Genomic DNA, 11908 nt, shown 5'->3' on the forward strand with positions numbered 1-11908 from the left:
ATGAATTTACTTATTGACTCTAACGTTGCGTCATACTTTATCGTATGTACTAAGGGGGAGATACACATGACAATGAAGGTAAAAGAAGTAGCTAATTTAGTTGGAATTAGTGTGCGCACACTGCATCATTATGATGAAATCGGGTTGTTAACCCCAGACGAGACGACAGAGTCTGGATATCGTCTGTATTCCAATGAAAATTTAGAGACATTGCAGCAAATTTTATTTTTTAAAGAGCTAGGCTTCCCTTTGAAGAAAATTAAAGAAATTATCATGAGCCCGTCATTTGATCGAGAAGAAGCACTACAGCTTCATAAGAAAATGCTTCTTGAAAAGCGTGTAAGGTTAGATAAAGTGATTGCGACGATTGATAAAACAATTCAGCATACAAAAGGAGAGATTGAAATGACAAATAAAGAGAAATTTGAAGGATTCGATTTCAGCCATAACCCATATGAAGAAGAGGCACGTGAAAAATGGGGAGATGTAGCTGTAGATAAAGCGAACGAATATGCAAAAGGTATGTCAAAAGATAATCAAGAAGAGTTTAATACGATTTACAGAAATTTAGCGGCGCTTAGACACGGCGCACCTGATTCTAAAGAGGCGCAGGAAGCAATTGGAGTATGGTACGATTACTTGCAAAACTTCGGTGAATATTCATTAGATGCTTTTAAGGGCCTCGGCCAAATGTACGTCGCTGATGAGCGCTTTACAAAAAATATCGATAAGTTTGGCGAAGGGTTAGCGCAGTTTATGTGTGATGCGATGGAGTTTTATGCAGATTGTAAGAAATAGTAAAAAAATAAAGAAGGTGGAGGTTTTCTCCACCTTCTTTATTTTTTTATCATATCATTCAAAGTCTGATCCCCTGTATTGTTCAAATGAGGGTTTTTACTCATTTCACGCTTTAACATATCGAGGCTCTGTGTATATTCTGTATCATTTAATGCACCAGATTGAAGGCCTTGAATTTGAGAAATCAACTTTTGGTCTGTTGATACATATGCTTTATAATAGCGAGGGACGATGGACAAAGCAGTTTTATATACTTGATCTGCTACGAGTTTTGGATCTGTTGTGTTTGCACGGTATACAACAAATACTTCATCATCGGTAACGAGCGTAGCAGCGTTTGTAACGTCAGGAAGTTTGACTGCCATGCTTGTAATCATTTCAGCGACTTTCTCACGGTTAATGGCTCCTACTTGTTTGTTAGATACTTCATGTTTTTGTTTAGATGAATAACCTACTCTCGTTAATCGTGTATTTGTATTTTCCGTATGATACATGTCGTTTTTATTGGAAACAAGAACACGGCTTCCTTCTTCACGTTCCATTTCAGCTTTATTATTTGTTTGACAGCCTGCAAATAAGGAAAGAGTGAGAAGAGAGAGTATAATTTGTTTTTTCACGATGTATCACCTCCTTCTCCATAGCATGCACTAATTTTCAATTTTTTGTATTTGAAATTGTTGGTTGGTATGCTTTGTGATACGATAAAAAGAAGAATGCTTAGAGAGGAAGTTAATGATGGAGCAAAAGCAAGAGATTCATGCTACGGTGAGCATTAATAATGTTCAGTACGAAGTAATTAAAAACTTTCGTGACGGTTTTAGTGAAGAAGCATTTAAAGAGCGCTATGCAGAAATTTTAAATAAATATGATTACATCGTTGGAGACTGGGGTTATGAGCAACTTAGATTGCGCGGATTCTTTGATGATAGTAACCAGCGTGCGACATATGATACGAAAATTAGTACGTTAACGGAGTATTTATACGAGTACTGTAACTTCGGTTGTGCACACTTCGTATTACGAAAAGTGAAGAAATAAAAAAATCCTCTTACGATTGTAAGAGGATTTTTTCATAGCAGTTATACCAATTATGAGGAGGCTGTTTACTGGAAAAATAAACAGCACCTCGGCAAATATAATTGTTCTTTTCGTATAGGTTTAATGAAATCGGATTTCCTGTAAAGCAATCTAGGTGTATTCCTTTGTAGCCAATCCGTCTTGCTTCATTTTCCCAAAAGGATAAAAGTAATTTGCTATATCCTTTTCCTTGTGTAAGTGGATGGATGACGAAAGAATGGACGATAAGAAAGCGACCGTCTGTTTCTGACCAGTCAATAAGTGCGTATTCAGGAGATTGCCATTCATTTAATACAACAGCGCCAACGAGTGAATCATGCTCAAATAGGCAGTAAAGTTCATCTTGCACTAAGTGATAGGAAATATGCTCTCGCGTAGGGTAAGAATCGTCCCATTGATAAATCTGATTTTGTAAGAGTACTTTTTTACATTCCGTATACATTGCATCTAATTCGTCTAATAAATCAATCGTTCCTTTTCTCACATTTAACATGAGATTCCCCCTCATAAACAAATCGAAATAGAATCGCCTTCAGAAAGTATGGTATTTGGCTTCATTTGTTGTCCGTTTAATTGAATATCCCCATTTTTAATTTTATCCACAATGAGTGTACGGCTCCATTCGGAAATATATGTGGATAAGGCTTTATCCATTCGGTGGGAACCGAAGACAATGTCTAATACAACAGTGATTTCCGCTATGCCACTTTCTTTATGCTTTGTAATGGAAATGGTAGTAGTTGTTTCTATTTGATCTTGCTGCTTTATATCGACTGTCTCTACATGATCGGTAAAAGCTTTATAAATACGAAGTTTTTGGTTCCAAGTATGATCTTTCGGGCATTTATAAATGGCAAAGCGGTATATATTTTTTCCATTGGCGTTATGCCTACGAATATTCGTATCAGTAAATAGGGTAGTGCGTCTGCAATTTTTACAATACTTTTCAATTGTGTTTTGCTCGTTTTCATATAAACTCCAAGAAAGTTGTACTTTCTGCATGTTCCTTCACCTCTTATAGTAGTGGTAAAGGAACGTAATACAGCTATTTGGATGTCTTGTAGTATGAAGACATGAGAAAAAGACAAAAATAAAAGGAGGTTCCCCAAAGAGGAACCTCCGTAAACATCATACTACAGATGCATTACGTTCCTTTGTAATGGGAATGGGCAGACTACTCCCTTGAAAAAGCGTGGTGCTTTTTTGAGAGTAATGCTATCCAATTGCTGGTCCATTACAAAGTAAATGTTGGCATACGTAGATAACGTCCTTTCTATCCAAATAGATTTATTCTTAATTATAACACAGAAGATTGAAAATTCAAAACTTTTGTGATGAAAAAACACCAGCTAAAATAGCTGGTGCCTACGATAAATTATATAAGTTCAAATAAAAATGAGCGTAATTCTTCTGCAATTTCTTCAGTCATAGAAAATGCGTGCTCTAAGTAGCCTGGTTCGTTTAAATCGTCAGGACCGATGATTGCAAATTTATTACTTTGCATATCAAGTACAATTGTTTTACCGTAATGACGATCGGAGTATAGTAGCGCTAAATCATGACGCTCATTTTCTCCCATAAAGCTAACGAAACGAGTTCTTGTAGCGACTGTATCGTCGTACAGAAAGAAACGTTCTTCCATACACATGGCTCCTTTATTAAATATCTAAGTTTAAGTGTGGTTTATGATCTAAATGGTGATGCGTTTTAATGAATCGTACCGTTCTTGTTTTGTAACGCATTACGATAGAGTATGTTTCAGCTAAATCTCCGCCAAGGAATTTAACACCGTCTAATAACTCACCAGCAGATACACCAGTTGCTGAGAAGATTGCATCATCCCCAGATACTAAGTCATCTAACATAAGAAGTTGACGAGGGTCTTCTAATCCCATTTCACGACAACGAGCTTCTTCTTCTTCGTTCATTGGAACTAAGCGAGCTTGCATTTCACCTTCAAGGCACTTTAATGCTGCTGCAGAAATAACACCTTCTGGAGCTCCGCCAATACCTACGAATAAGTCGATACCTGTTCCAGGTAGTGCTGTTGCAATTGACGCACCAACATCACCATCACCAAATAATTTTACGCGTGCACCTTTTGCACGAACACGGTCAATAATATCTTGATGACGTTCACGTTCTTGAATGATAACTGTTAGATCGCGAATCTTTTTATTGTTAGCTTCTGCTACAATTTCGATTGTTTTTTCAATTGGATCATCTAAGCTAATTTTGCCAGCTGCTTTTGGACCAACCGCGATTTTTTCCATGTACATATCAGGAGCATGAAGAAGGTTTCCTTTATCTGCGATTGCGATAACTGCCATTGCATTTGCAAGACCTTTTGCAACGATGTTTGTACCTTCTAATGGATCAACGGCGATATCTACTTCTGGACCGTTACCTGTTCCTAGTTCTTCACCAATATATAACATCGGTGCTTCATCAAGTTCTCCTTCACCAATTACAACTGTACCTGCCATGTTTACTGAATCGAACATATCACGCATTGCTGTAGTTGCTGCATCATCTGCTTCGTTTTTCTTTCCGCGGCCCATCCACTGTGCGGATGCTAATGCTGCTGCTTCTGTTACACGGACAATTTCTAGTGCGAGTTCACGTTCCAAGATTCCATTCCTCCAATTTCAAAAATCATACAAATATAACTATAACAAATAACGGAGAAAAGGTGAATTCGAAAAATTGTCGATTTTTTCAGAAGAAAGCGTTACAATTAAAATGTAAATGCTTTAATTTCCAGGTAGGTGACATTCATGTATTTTGTAGACAGAAAGAAAATAGAACAAATGCTAGTATGTTTAGAACGAGCAACAAGTACATTTCAAGAGAAAAAGATATATGAAACCGAGTTTGAATTTTACGCATTAGAACGTATAGCTCATCTAATTATTGATTGTGTATTAGATGTAGGGAATGCGATGATTGATGGATTTATTATGCGCGATCCGGGAAGCTATGAAGATATTATTGATATTTTAATGGACGAGCGAGTGATAAGTGCAGAAGATGGACAAGGGATGAAAGAAATTATCCTTCTTCGAAAAATGCTTACGCAAGATTATATTCAAATGAATCATGATGAATTATATAAGACGATTCAAAAATATATTGCAGTGGTAGAAAAATACCCAGCAAATATTCGCAGTTATTTAGAGAAGGAATTAGGACCTGTATCTGCATTTGTACCAGAATAATTATGCTTATAAGATCCCCAGGACTACTTTTTGGGGATCTTATATTGTATGTGAGAAAGAAAAGGGAGAAGGGTGAAGCATGGGGGAAGCACGTACGACGAAAGATGAAATTGTGCAATTGTTGAAAGTAAAGGGAGAGCACACGGTAGCAGAACTAGCTGACGTTTTAGAGATTACAGAAATGGCGATCCGAAGACATTTAAGTAATCTTGAGAAAGATGGTTTCATTTATTCCAAGATGGTAAGGCAACATGTCGGAAGACCTACTTATTTGTATGGATTAAGCGAAAAGGGAGAAGATACATTCCCGAAGGAGTATAAGCAATTCGCGATTGATATGCTAGAAGATTTAGCTCGAATGGGCGATGAAAAAATACTTCGTCACGTTTTAAAAGAGAGAACGAAGCGAATGGAAGAACAGTTGCAAAAGCGAGTGAGTAATCAAAAGAATTTAGCATATAAAGTGCAAGAGATAGCAGCTATGCAAGAGAAAAATGGTTATATGGTTCAAATCAAGAGAGATGGAGAGAATTCTTTCGTAATTGAAAAACAAAACTGTCCGTTAAAGGAAATTGCAGAGAGATTCTCGCAAGTATGTGAAGATGAAAAAGAGATGTATGAGCGTTTATTTGCAGGTGCAGATGTGAAAGCGTTAGCAAACATGTGCGAGGGCGATTGTAGTTGTTCTTACCAAGTAAAAGAGAAAAAATGAACGTTATGGGGCGCTTTAAGGTAAAGCGTTTTTTTCTTTGGAAAAAGCGGGTAATATAAGAGTGGTATGATAGATGAGAACGTTAGCATAGAAGGAGAGACATAATGATGTATAAAGGTTACTTAATTGACTTAGACGGTACGATGTATCGCGGAGAAGAACAAATTGAAGAAGCGAGTGACTTCGTAAAAGCATTAGGAGAGCGCGGTATTCCTTATTTATTCGTTACGAATAATTCAACACGTAAACCAGAACAGGTGGCAGAAAAACTTGTTCGTTTCGATATTCCAGCGGAAGCAGAGCAAGTATTCACAACGAGTATGGCAACAGCGAACTTCATTTATGAACGTAAACAAGACGCAACTGTATATATGATTGGTGAAGAAGGGTTACATGAGGCACTTGTGGAAAAAGGATTTGAACTTGTGGATGAAAATCCTGATTTCGTTGTTGTTGGTTTAGATCGTGATATCACATATGAAAAATTAGCAAAAGCTTGTCTTGCTGTGCGTAACGGCGCAACATTTATTTCCACAAATGGAGACATTGCCATTCCGACTGAGCGCGGATTATTACCAGGTAACGGTTCATTAACATCAGTTGTAGCAGTATCAACAGGTGTGGATCCAATCTTTATCGGAAAACCAGAATCAATCATTATGGAACAAGCTTTGAAAGTGCTTGGCATAGAAAAGAATGAAGCATTAATGGTTGGGGATAACTACGATACAGACATTTTAGCAGGAATAAATGCTGGTATGCATACGCTTCTTGTCCACACTGGAGTCACAACTGTGGAGAAGTTAACAGAATACGAAGTTCAACCAACGCAAGTTGTGCATAACTTGACGGAGTGGATTGAGAAGATGTAATGAAATGCAGGTAACCGGAAGAGGTTACCTGTTTTTTTATGCATAATTGCATATGTACTATAAGTATATAAAATGTAAAATTTAAATGTAATGATGTAAGGGGGAGAATAAGAATGTACTGGATGTCATGTATTATGTTTGTTTTTACATTATGTGTTTTGTTTTTTGTTCTACGGAAGATATATAAAATAAATGAAATGAAAAAAAGCGCAGGAAAACTCATTGCAATGTATCCTCGGATGAAAAGACGTTGGATTGCATTACTTGGACCAGCATATTTCATTGGACAATGTATGTATATATATGCTCGGTACGTAAGTGGTGATATTGATACAGTTGAACAGTTTCTCGTTCAGCTAGGTATTCATGCTGTAGCAAGTTGTTTTATGACTTTAATAGCCATCCATCTTATTAAAAGTGTACAAATATATGAAAAAGGTGTAGTAGACGGATTAAACTTTTATTCATATGAAGAATTGAAAGGCTATAAAACATCAACATGGGAAAATCCAAAAGAAAATATATTTTTATATCGCGGGCGAGAAAAAATGAATGACAATGTGAATTTACTTATTAGACAGGAAGATATGAATGAATTAGAAAGCATTCTTCAAAGATATATTCCGAAATTAATGATGAAATAAAAAAACTCCGGTTTTAACAACCGGAGTTTTTTTATTAAAATGCACGATTCACAACATCTTTAACCTCTTCAAGATATTGTTTACGCACATTATCATCCACAGAAGGGACACTTGTATAGAATGTATGCTCAATTGTTTCAATTCCTGTAAATTCAAAAATACCAACATCAGCTGTTTTCTTCATTGCGTCAAACATACCGCCTGCTGTGTATGCTTCTTTTGTATTTCCCATTGTAGATAATAATAAGCCTTTTTTACCGCTTAATAACTTCTCGATACCATTTTCACCGTAAGCATAAGCGAAGCCGTGGCTAAATACACGGTCAACGTATCCTTTTAAAATAGCAGGAAGTCCCGCCCACCAAACTGGGTAAATGAATGTAATGCTATCAGCCCAAGAGATATGCTCTTGCTCTTCTTTAATATCTTCTGGTGTGTTTCCTTGAGAAAATGAAATGAAATCGGAAGCGCCTAATACTGGATTGAAGTTTAATTCGTATAGATCGCGAACGCGTACTCCATGACCTTTTTCTTCTAATTCACTTTTTACTGTTTCTAAAATTGCATGGTTGAAGCTTTCTGTATTTGGGTGTGCATAAACGATTACATGTTTCATTGTTCTTCCTCCTATTTGTGGATATGTGAATAGTTTTTTTATTTATGTAACTATTATGGTTACTTCTTTTGTGGAAGTCAAATAATACATATGTATGTATAAAAAGACGGCTAAAATCGTCTTTCTATACCCCGCTCATACAAAGAACAAAGAAAACAAATAAAATAATAACAATACCAATACCAAAGTTAAATACGAGAGTACTATCCATATATGTAACCTCCTTATTTGAATGTAAAAAGCACTCTAATCAAGAGTGCTTTTTATTTTGAATCTACTTCACAACTTTTAGAAAGGGGTTCATGTGTGTAAAGAGTTACATTATTTTATGTGTTTATATTTTGAAATGAGTAAGTCCTTGTGAGATATAAAAAAAAGACACTCTTTCGAGTGTCTTTCATGATGACAAAATGTGCCAATTGCTTGAGTTTGATAAGGCGCTAATATCCGTTTTAACGCCTTTTCTTTGATCAAGAAGTGTAGCAACAGCGATTCAATTAAATTGTACCATTTGTTTCATAGGCGCGCGTATGTAATTATGCATAATTCGATTGAAGGGAAATGAGGCACGAAAAATGAATGAGTATATATAGAATACTTGATTAGGAGAGAGAAGGATGGATATACATAAGTTAACGGTAGAAGAAGCAAATGAGATAAATACATGGACGTATGAAGAACCTTATAACTTGTATAGTTTTTCAGGTGAGGAAGAAGTAATAGAAGAATTATTAGATGGGACGTATTACGGCTGTTGTGACGATAAGGGAGAGTTTATCGGCTATTTTTGTTTTGGGGAAAATGCACAAGTGCCGGGGGGAAGAGATGCTCATTTATATGGTGGAGAAGATGTAATTGATATCGGACTTGGCATGAAGCCAGCGTTAACAGGGAAAGGGCTTGGAAAAATGTTTTTTCAAGCTGGGATAGCGTTTGCTGTTAAAGAATGTAAGCCGAAAACATTTCGACTTAGTGTAGCGACATTTAATACAAGGGCGATTACGCTATATAAAAAAATAGGTTTTCAACAAGGTCCTATTTTTTTGAGCCGCGGAAGAGAATTTATGCTCATGGAATACAAAAGACCGTCAGTATGAAACTGACGGTCTTTCATATTTCATTCCGAATGCTCAGCTCTATGCGCTAAACGGCTTGAAGCAGCGGCAGCAATTCCGCCAACGATATCATCAAGGAATGTGTGTACCTTTCCAGATGATTTATCATTTAAGAATTCTAAAATACCAGGTTTTAATTTATCGATATATCCAAAGTTCGTGAAACCGATAGAGCCGTACACATTAACGATAGAAAGTGCGATCACTTCATCAATTCCGTATAAGCCTTCATCACGTTTTACGATATCTTGTAACGGCTCACTTAACATTCCTTTTTCAGCAAGAACATCGAGTTCGATACCAGTAATCAGTGCGTTTTGTACTTCACGTTTTGATAATACACGCTCAACGTTATAACGGCATTCTGACATCTCTAAATTTGGATGATATTTTTTTTGGAGAAAATGAACAAGCTCAGCAATATCGTCAATTGTTACACCGCGCTCTTGTAATAGTTGTAATGCTCTTTCTTGTAGTTGATTTGATTCTTTCATGTTTATCACCTTTTTTTCTTTTTAGTATTTGTATACGTTTCGTTGCTTTATCATGTGCATAGGAATGAAAGGCGAGCACAAGCTCATATATATAAAGAAAAACCATAGGTGGCGACTGCGATGATTCATCATATTTATGAGCATTATCATATGCATGTTAAAGAATTAATCCCCCTTGGCCCCTATAAAAGCTTTTGGATTCGCAACAAGATTTATGTACTTATTCCAATTGGAGAAATGGCGGAAGAAGTACTTGTAGAGATGAAAAAGCTCAGTGATTACATGAACCAGCAAGGGGATCTAACTGTAGCGACTTTCGTTCCGACTATACACGGCTACTATGTAAGTGAGATAGAAGAACAAAATTACTGCTTATTAAAAGGTATGCGTGCGTTAGAACGACATGCTACATCATTAGGAAGTGAGCTTTCTATATTCCATAAACGAGGTGCATTCTTTCCAGAAGAAATCGAGCAATTAAGCCGCATTGGTGAATGGAAAGCATTATGGGAAAAAAGGCTCGATCAATTAGAAAAGTTTTGGCAATCACAAGTGATGAACCACCCTACAGACGTATTCGATCAATTGTTTATTGAATCCTTCCCGTATTACTTAGGAGTTGCAGAAAATGCAATTCAGTATGTTGTCGATACAGAGATGGATGATACGCCGCAAATGACTGATGCAGCAACAATTTGCCAAGAACGATTTACACCCTTATTATGGCATCAAACGAAGCGTCTCAAACTTCCTTTTGATTGGGTGTATGATCACCCAACTCGAGATATGGCAGAATTAATCCGTTATATGATGATAGAAAAAAAGAAAGACTGGGAGAAAACAATCGTTCAATTTGTTACAGATTACGAACGAAATTATTCGCTATCCTCATTTGGTTGGCGCCTATTATTTGCAAGGCTCCTGTTCCCGCTTCACTATTTTGAAACAGTCGAACGATATTATCAAACTGGAAACGAAGAACAAAAAAGCATATATAGAGATCGCTTAGAAGCCATTTTACACGATGTGAACCGTTCTGAGCAATTTATGAAGCATTTTTATGGCTCACTTCGTTTACCGGTCGATAAGTTAGGAATTAGGAAATTAGATTGGCTGTCTTAAAATAAAAAAAGAGACCGATTGAGGTCTCTTTTTTTATACTACAATTGTATGTAATACATTATGCCCCTACCTGTTGATCTGCACATATATTTAAAACGAATTGATGCTTTTCGAGTTTTTCATTTACTTTACTCAATAATTCTTGCTGGATTTCTTTAAATAAAAATTGATAGCTCACATTCCATGTCGGTATAACGGATGAAAGGTCTAATAAATACTCTTTTTTCTTTTCTAGTTCTTGAATTGTTAAAAAAGTGTTCCCCATTTTTGGCATGTGTCGTCCCCCTATGTTTTTTACTTTATATGTGTGAACGATTCACTATATAGTATCAATTATCGCATTTTTTGAGAAGGATTTCCAATTTTGTTTTATGATGTTAACGCATAAGTGATATTTGAATAAAAAAAGAGACCCAAATGGGTCTCTTTCTAGCAAGCGATTCTGAACGAGCCGCGTCTGCTTTTAGATTAAAATACTTGTTCTACTTCGATAACGCCTGGTACTTCTTCAAGTAACGCGCGTTCGATACCAGCTTTTAGTGTGATTGTAGAACTTGGGCAGCTTCCGCATGCACCCATAAGGCGTAATTTTACGATACCTTCTTCAATGTCTACTAATTCAACGTCTCCGCCATCGCGAAGTAAGAATGGACGTAATTTATCTAATACTTCTAGTACTTGTTCTTGCATATGTGGGTTTTCCATTTTTATCGACTCCTTTCATCAGTTTTATTATAATCAAGATAGAGGGGAAAATCTATTTTTTCTCTTCTTGTTTTATTGTCGAAATATTTTTTCGTGTTTTTTCAGTATAGGGGTATGGAATAAGTTTGTAAAATGATGTGCTTATGTAATAAGACATCTGAATATGCTGTTGAAACAAGAAGTGGGGGAGAAGAAATGGTTAATGTGCAAGTGTATGGGACGAAAGTAATTTGTGCGAGCTGCGTTGGAATGCCATCTTCAACAGAAACGTTTGAGTGGATACAAGCGGCGATTGGTCGTAAATATGAAGGACAAGAAAATAAATTTAATTTCGAGTATATTGATTTTCAAGAAGAACAAGAAGATGAAGATAAAAAAGCATTTGCAGAACGTGTAGTGGAGGAAGATTTATTTTATCCGGTCGTTCTTGTAAATGGAGAAATTGTTGGAGAAGGAAATCCTCGTTTGAAGGATGTTTACGAAGAAATCGAGAAATATTTATAAAGTAGGAAGTCTTTGCGAATTTGCAAAGGCT

Annotated in this window: 18 protein-coding genes; 9 read left to right on the top strand and 9 right to left on the bottom strand. The window is 36.4% G+C overall.

All coding sequences use genetic code 11. From position 1 onward, the window contains the following. Positions 1-66 precede the first annotated feature (66 nt). On the top strand, positions 67-798 hold the full coding sequence (locus QCI44_RS02495; protein WP_016136921.1) for a MerR family transcriptional regulator: 732 nt from the start codon (positions 67-69) through the stop codon (positions 796-798). Positions 799-836: 38 nt separating this feature from the next. Here QCI44_RS02495 and QCI44_RS02500 read toward each other — a convergent pair whose 3' ends face one another. After that, positions 837-1415, bottom strand: a complete 579-nt coding sequence (locus tag QCI44_RS02500) for a YhcN/YlaJ family sporulation lipoprotein (protein WP_016085703.1) — start codon at positions 1413-1415, stop codon at positions 837-839. 118 nt (positions 1416-1533) lie between these two features. Between QCI44_RS02500 and QCI44_RS02505 the strand changes: the two genes are divergently transcribed. Beyond that, the gene (locus QCI44_RS02505; protein WP_000435943.1) at positions 1534-1836 is read left to right on the top strand and encodes a YutD family protein; all 303 of its coding nucleotides are present in this window, start codon (positions 1534-1536) and stop codon (positions 1834-1836) included. 10 nt (positions 1837-1846) lie between these two features. Here the strand turns inward: QCI44_RS02505 and QCI44_RS02510 are convergent, their stop codons facing one another. The 4 genes from QCI44_RS02510 to glpX all read right to left on the bottom strand — a co-directional run bounded on the left by QCI44_RS02510 (position 1847) and on the right by glpX (position 4505). Next, positions 1847-2368, bottom strand: coding sequence for a GNAT family N-acetyltransferase (locus QCI44_RS02510; protein WP_353810992.1), 522 nt, complete (start codon positions 2366-2368; stop codon positions 1847-1849). An 11-nt stretch (positions 2369-2379) separates the two neighbouring features. Next, positions 2380-2877, bottom strand: a complete 498-nt coding sequence (locus QCI44_RS02515; protein WP_016085705.1) for a cytoplasmic protein — start codon at positions 2875-2877, stop codon at positions 2380-2382. A 373-nt stretch (positions 2878-3250) separates the two neighbouring features. Next, a complete protein-coding gene (locus tag QCI44_RS02520; RefSeq protein ID WP_016135944.1) occupies positions 3251-3517 on the bottom strand; it encodes a DUF3055 domain-containing protein in 267 nt (88 codons plus the stop codon). Between the two features lie 16 nt (positions 3518-3533). Then, the gene (gene glpX / locus QCI44_RS02525; protein WP_016085706.1) at positions 3534-4505 is read right to left on the bottom strand and encodes a class II fructose-bisphosphatase; all 972 of its coding nucleotides are present in this window, start codon (positions 4503-4505) and stop codon (positions 3534-3536) included. 147 nt (positions 4506-4652) lie between these two features. Here glpX and QCI44_RS02530 point away from each other — a divergent pair, with 147 nt between their 5' ends. The 4 genes from QCI44_RS02530 (at position 4653) to QCI44_RS02545 (ending at position 7321) form a co-directional block, all read left to right on the top strand. After that, the gene (locus QCI44_RS02530; RefSeq protein WP_016085707.1) at positions 4653-5093 is read left to right on the top strand and encodes a DUF86 domain-containing protein; all 441 of its coding nucleotides are present in this window, start codon (positions 4653-4655) and stop codon (positions 5091-5093) included. A 79-nt stretch (positions 5094-5172) separates the two neighbouring features. Continuing rightward, complete coding sequence (locus tag QCI44_RS02535) at positions 5173-5805, top strand: helix-turn-helix transcriptional regulator (RefSeq protein WP_016085708.1); 633 nt, start codon at positions 5173-5175, stop codon at positions 5803-5805. 107 nt (positions 5806-5912) lie between these two features. Next, positions 5913-6677: a TIGR01457 family HAD-type hydrolase gene (locus QCI44_RS02540; RefSeq protein ID WP_016085709.1), complete on the top strand. Its 765-nt coding sequence runs from the start codon at positions 5913-5915 to the stop codon at positions 6675-6677. A 113-nt stretch (positions 6678-6790) separates the two neighbouring features. Further along, on the top strand, positions 6791-7321 hold the full coding sequence (locus tag QCI44_RS02545; protein WP_098486560.1) for an iron ABC transporter substrate-binding protein: 531 nt from the start codon (positions 6791-6793) through the stop codon (positions 7319-7321). Between the two features lie 34 nt (positions 7322-7355). On the opposite strand, the gene QCI44_RS02550 is transcribed toward QCI44_RS02545, so the two are convergent. Further along, the gene (locus QCI44_RS02550; RefSeq protein WP_353810993.1) at positions 7356-7937 is read right to left on the bottom strand and encodes an NAD(P)H-dependent oxidoreductase; all 582 of its coding nucleotides are present in this window, start codon (positions 7935-7937) and stop codon (positions 7356-7358) included. A gap of 617 nt (positions 7938-8554) precedes the next feature. On the opposite strand from QCI44_RS02550, the gene QCI44_RS02555 reads away from it, so the two are divergent. Further along, positions 8555-9034 carry a GNAT family N-acetyltransferase gene (locus QCI44_RS02555; protein ID WP_098486561.1) on the top strand — a complete coding sequence of 160 codons (480 nt, stop codon included), beginning with the start codon at positions 8555-8557 and terminating at the stop codon, positions 9032-9034. A 20-nt stretch (positions 9035-9054) separates the two neighbouring features. Here QCI44_RS02555 and QCI44_RS02560 read toward each other — a convergent pair whose 3' ends face one another. Next, positions 9055-9546, bottom strand: a complete 492-nt coding sequence (locus tag QCI44_RS02560) for a phosphatidylglycerophosphatase A family protein (protein WP_000665100.1) — start codon at positions 9544-9546, stop codon at positions 9055-9057. Between the two features lie 120 nt (positions 9547-9666). Between QCI44_RS02560 and yutH the strand changes: the two genes are divergently transcribed. Further along, complete coding sequence (yutH, locus tag QCI44_RS02565) at positions 9667-10668, top strand: spore coat putative kinase YutH (protein WP_016085712.1); 1002 nt, start codon at positions 9667-9669, stop codon at positions 10666-10668. Positions 10669-10726: 58 nt separating this feature from the next. Here the strand turns inward: yutH and QCI44_RS02570 are convergent, their stop codons facing one another. Continuing rightward, positions 10727-10942 carry a hypothetical protein gene (locus QCI44_RS02570; protein WP_016085713.1) on the bottom strand — a complete coding sequence of 72 codons (216 nt, stop codon included), beginning with the start codon at positions 10940-10942 and terminating at the stop codon, positions 10727-10729. 194 nt (positions 10943-11136) lie between these two features. Beyond that, complete coding sequence (locus tag QCI44_RS02575; protein ID WP_000431159.1) at positions 11137-11373, bottom strand: NifU family protein; 237 nt, start codon at positions 11371-11373, stop codon at positions 11137-11139. A gap of 195 nt (positions 11374-11568) precedes the next feature. On the opposite strand from QCI44_RS02575, the gene QCI44_RS02580 reads away from it, so the two are divergent. Then, positions 11569-11877, top strand: coding sequence for a YuzD family protein (locus QCI44_RS02580; protein WP_016085714.1), 309 nt, complete (start codon positions 11569-11571; stop codon positions 11875-11877). The last annotated feature ends 31 nt before the right edge of the window (positions 11878-11908 follow it).

Source organism: Bacillus cereus group sp. RP37, from assembly GCF_040459695.1.
Taxonomy (GTDB): Bacteria; Bacillota; Bacilli; order Bacillales; family Bacillaceae_G; genus Bacillus_A.

Coding starts and splice junctions, on each gene's coding strand:
- QCI44_RS02540 (WP_016085709.1), top strand. CDS start 5,913: ATGTATAAAGGTTACTTAATTGACTTAGACGGTACGATGTATCGCGGA.
- QCI44_RS02495 (WP_016136921.1), top strand. CDS start 67: ATGACAATGAAGGTAAAAGAAGTAGCTAATTTAGTTGGAATTAGTGTG.
- QCI44_RS02515 (WP_016085705.1), bottom strand. CDS start 2,877: ATGCAGAAAGTACAACTTTCTTGGAGTTTATATGAAAACGAGCAAAAC.
- QCI44_RS02560 (WP_000665100.1), bottom strand. CDS start 9,546: ATGAAAGAATCAAATCAACTACAAGAAAGAGCATTACAACTATTACAA.
- QCI44_RS02535 (WP_016085708.1), top strand. CDS start 5,173: ATGGGGGAAGCACGTACGACGAAAGATGAAATTGTGCAATTGTTGAAA.
- QCI44_RS02545 (WP_098486560.1), top strand. CDS start 6,791: ATGTACTGGATGTCATGTATTATGTTTGTTTTTACATTATGTGTTTTG.
- QCI44_RS02530 (WP_016085707.1), top strand. CDS start 4,653: ATGTATTTTGTAGACAGAAAGAAAATAGAACAAATGCTAGTATGTTTA.
- yutH (WP_016085712.1), top strand. CDS start 9,667: ATGATTCATCATATTTATGAGCATTATCATATGCATGTTAAAGAATTA.
- QCI44_RS02520 (WP_016135944.1), bottom strand. CDS start 3,517: ATGGAAGAACGTTTCTTTCTGTACGACGATACAGTCGCTACAAGAACT.
- QCI44_RS02505 (WP_000435943.1), top strand. CDS start 1,534: ATGGAGCAAAAGCAAGAGATTCATGCTACGGTGAGCATTAATAATGTT.
- QCI44_RS02510 (WP_353810992.1), bottom strand. CDS start 2,368: ATGTTAAATGTGAGAAAAGGAACGATTGATTTATTAGACGAATTAGAT.
- QCI44_RS02555 (WP_098486561.1), top strand. CDS start 8,555: ATGGATATACATAAGTTAACGGTAGAAGAAGCAAATGAGATAAATACA.
- QCI44_RS02575 (WP_000431159.1), bottom strand. CDS start 11,373: ATGGAAAACCCACATATGCAAGAACAAGTACTAGAAGTATTAGATAAA.
- QCI44_RS02570 (WP_016085713.1), bottom strand. CDS start 10,942: ATGCCAAAAATGGGGAACACTTTTTTAACAATTCAAGAACTAGAAAAG.
- QCI44_RS02580 (WP_016085714.1), top strand. CDS start 11,569: ATGGTTAATGTGCAAGTGTATGGGACGAAAGTAATTTGTGCGAGCTGC.
- QCI44_RS02550 (WP_353810993.1), bottom strand. CDS start 7,937: ATGAAACATGTAATCGTTTATGCACACCCAAATACAGAAAGCTTCAAC.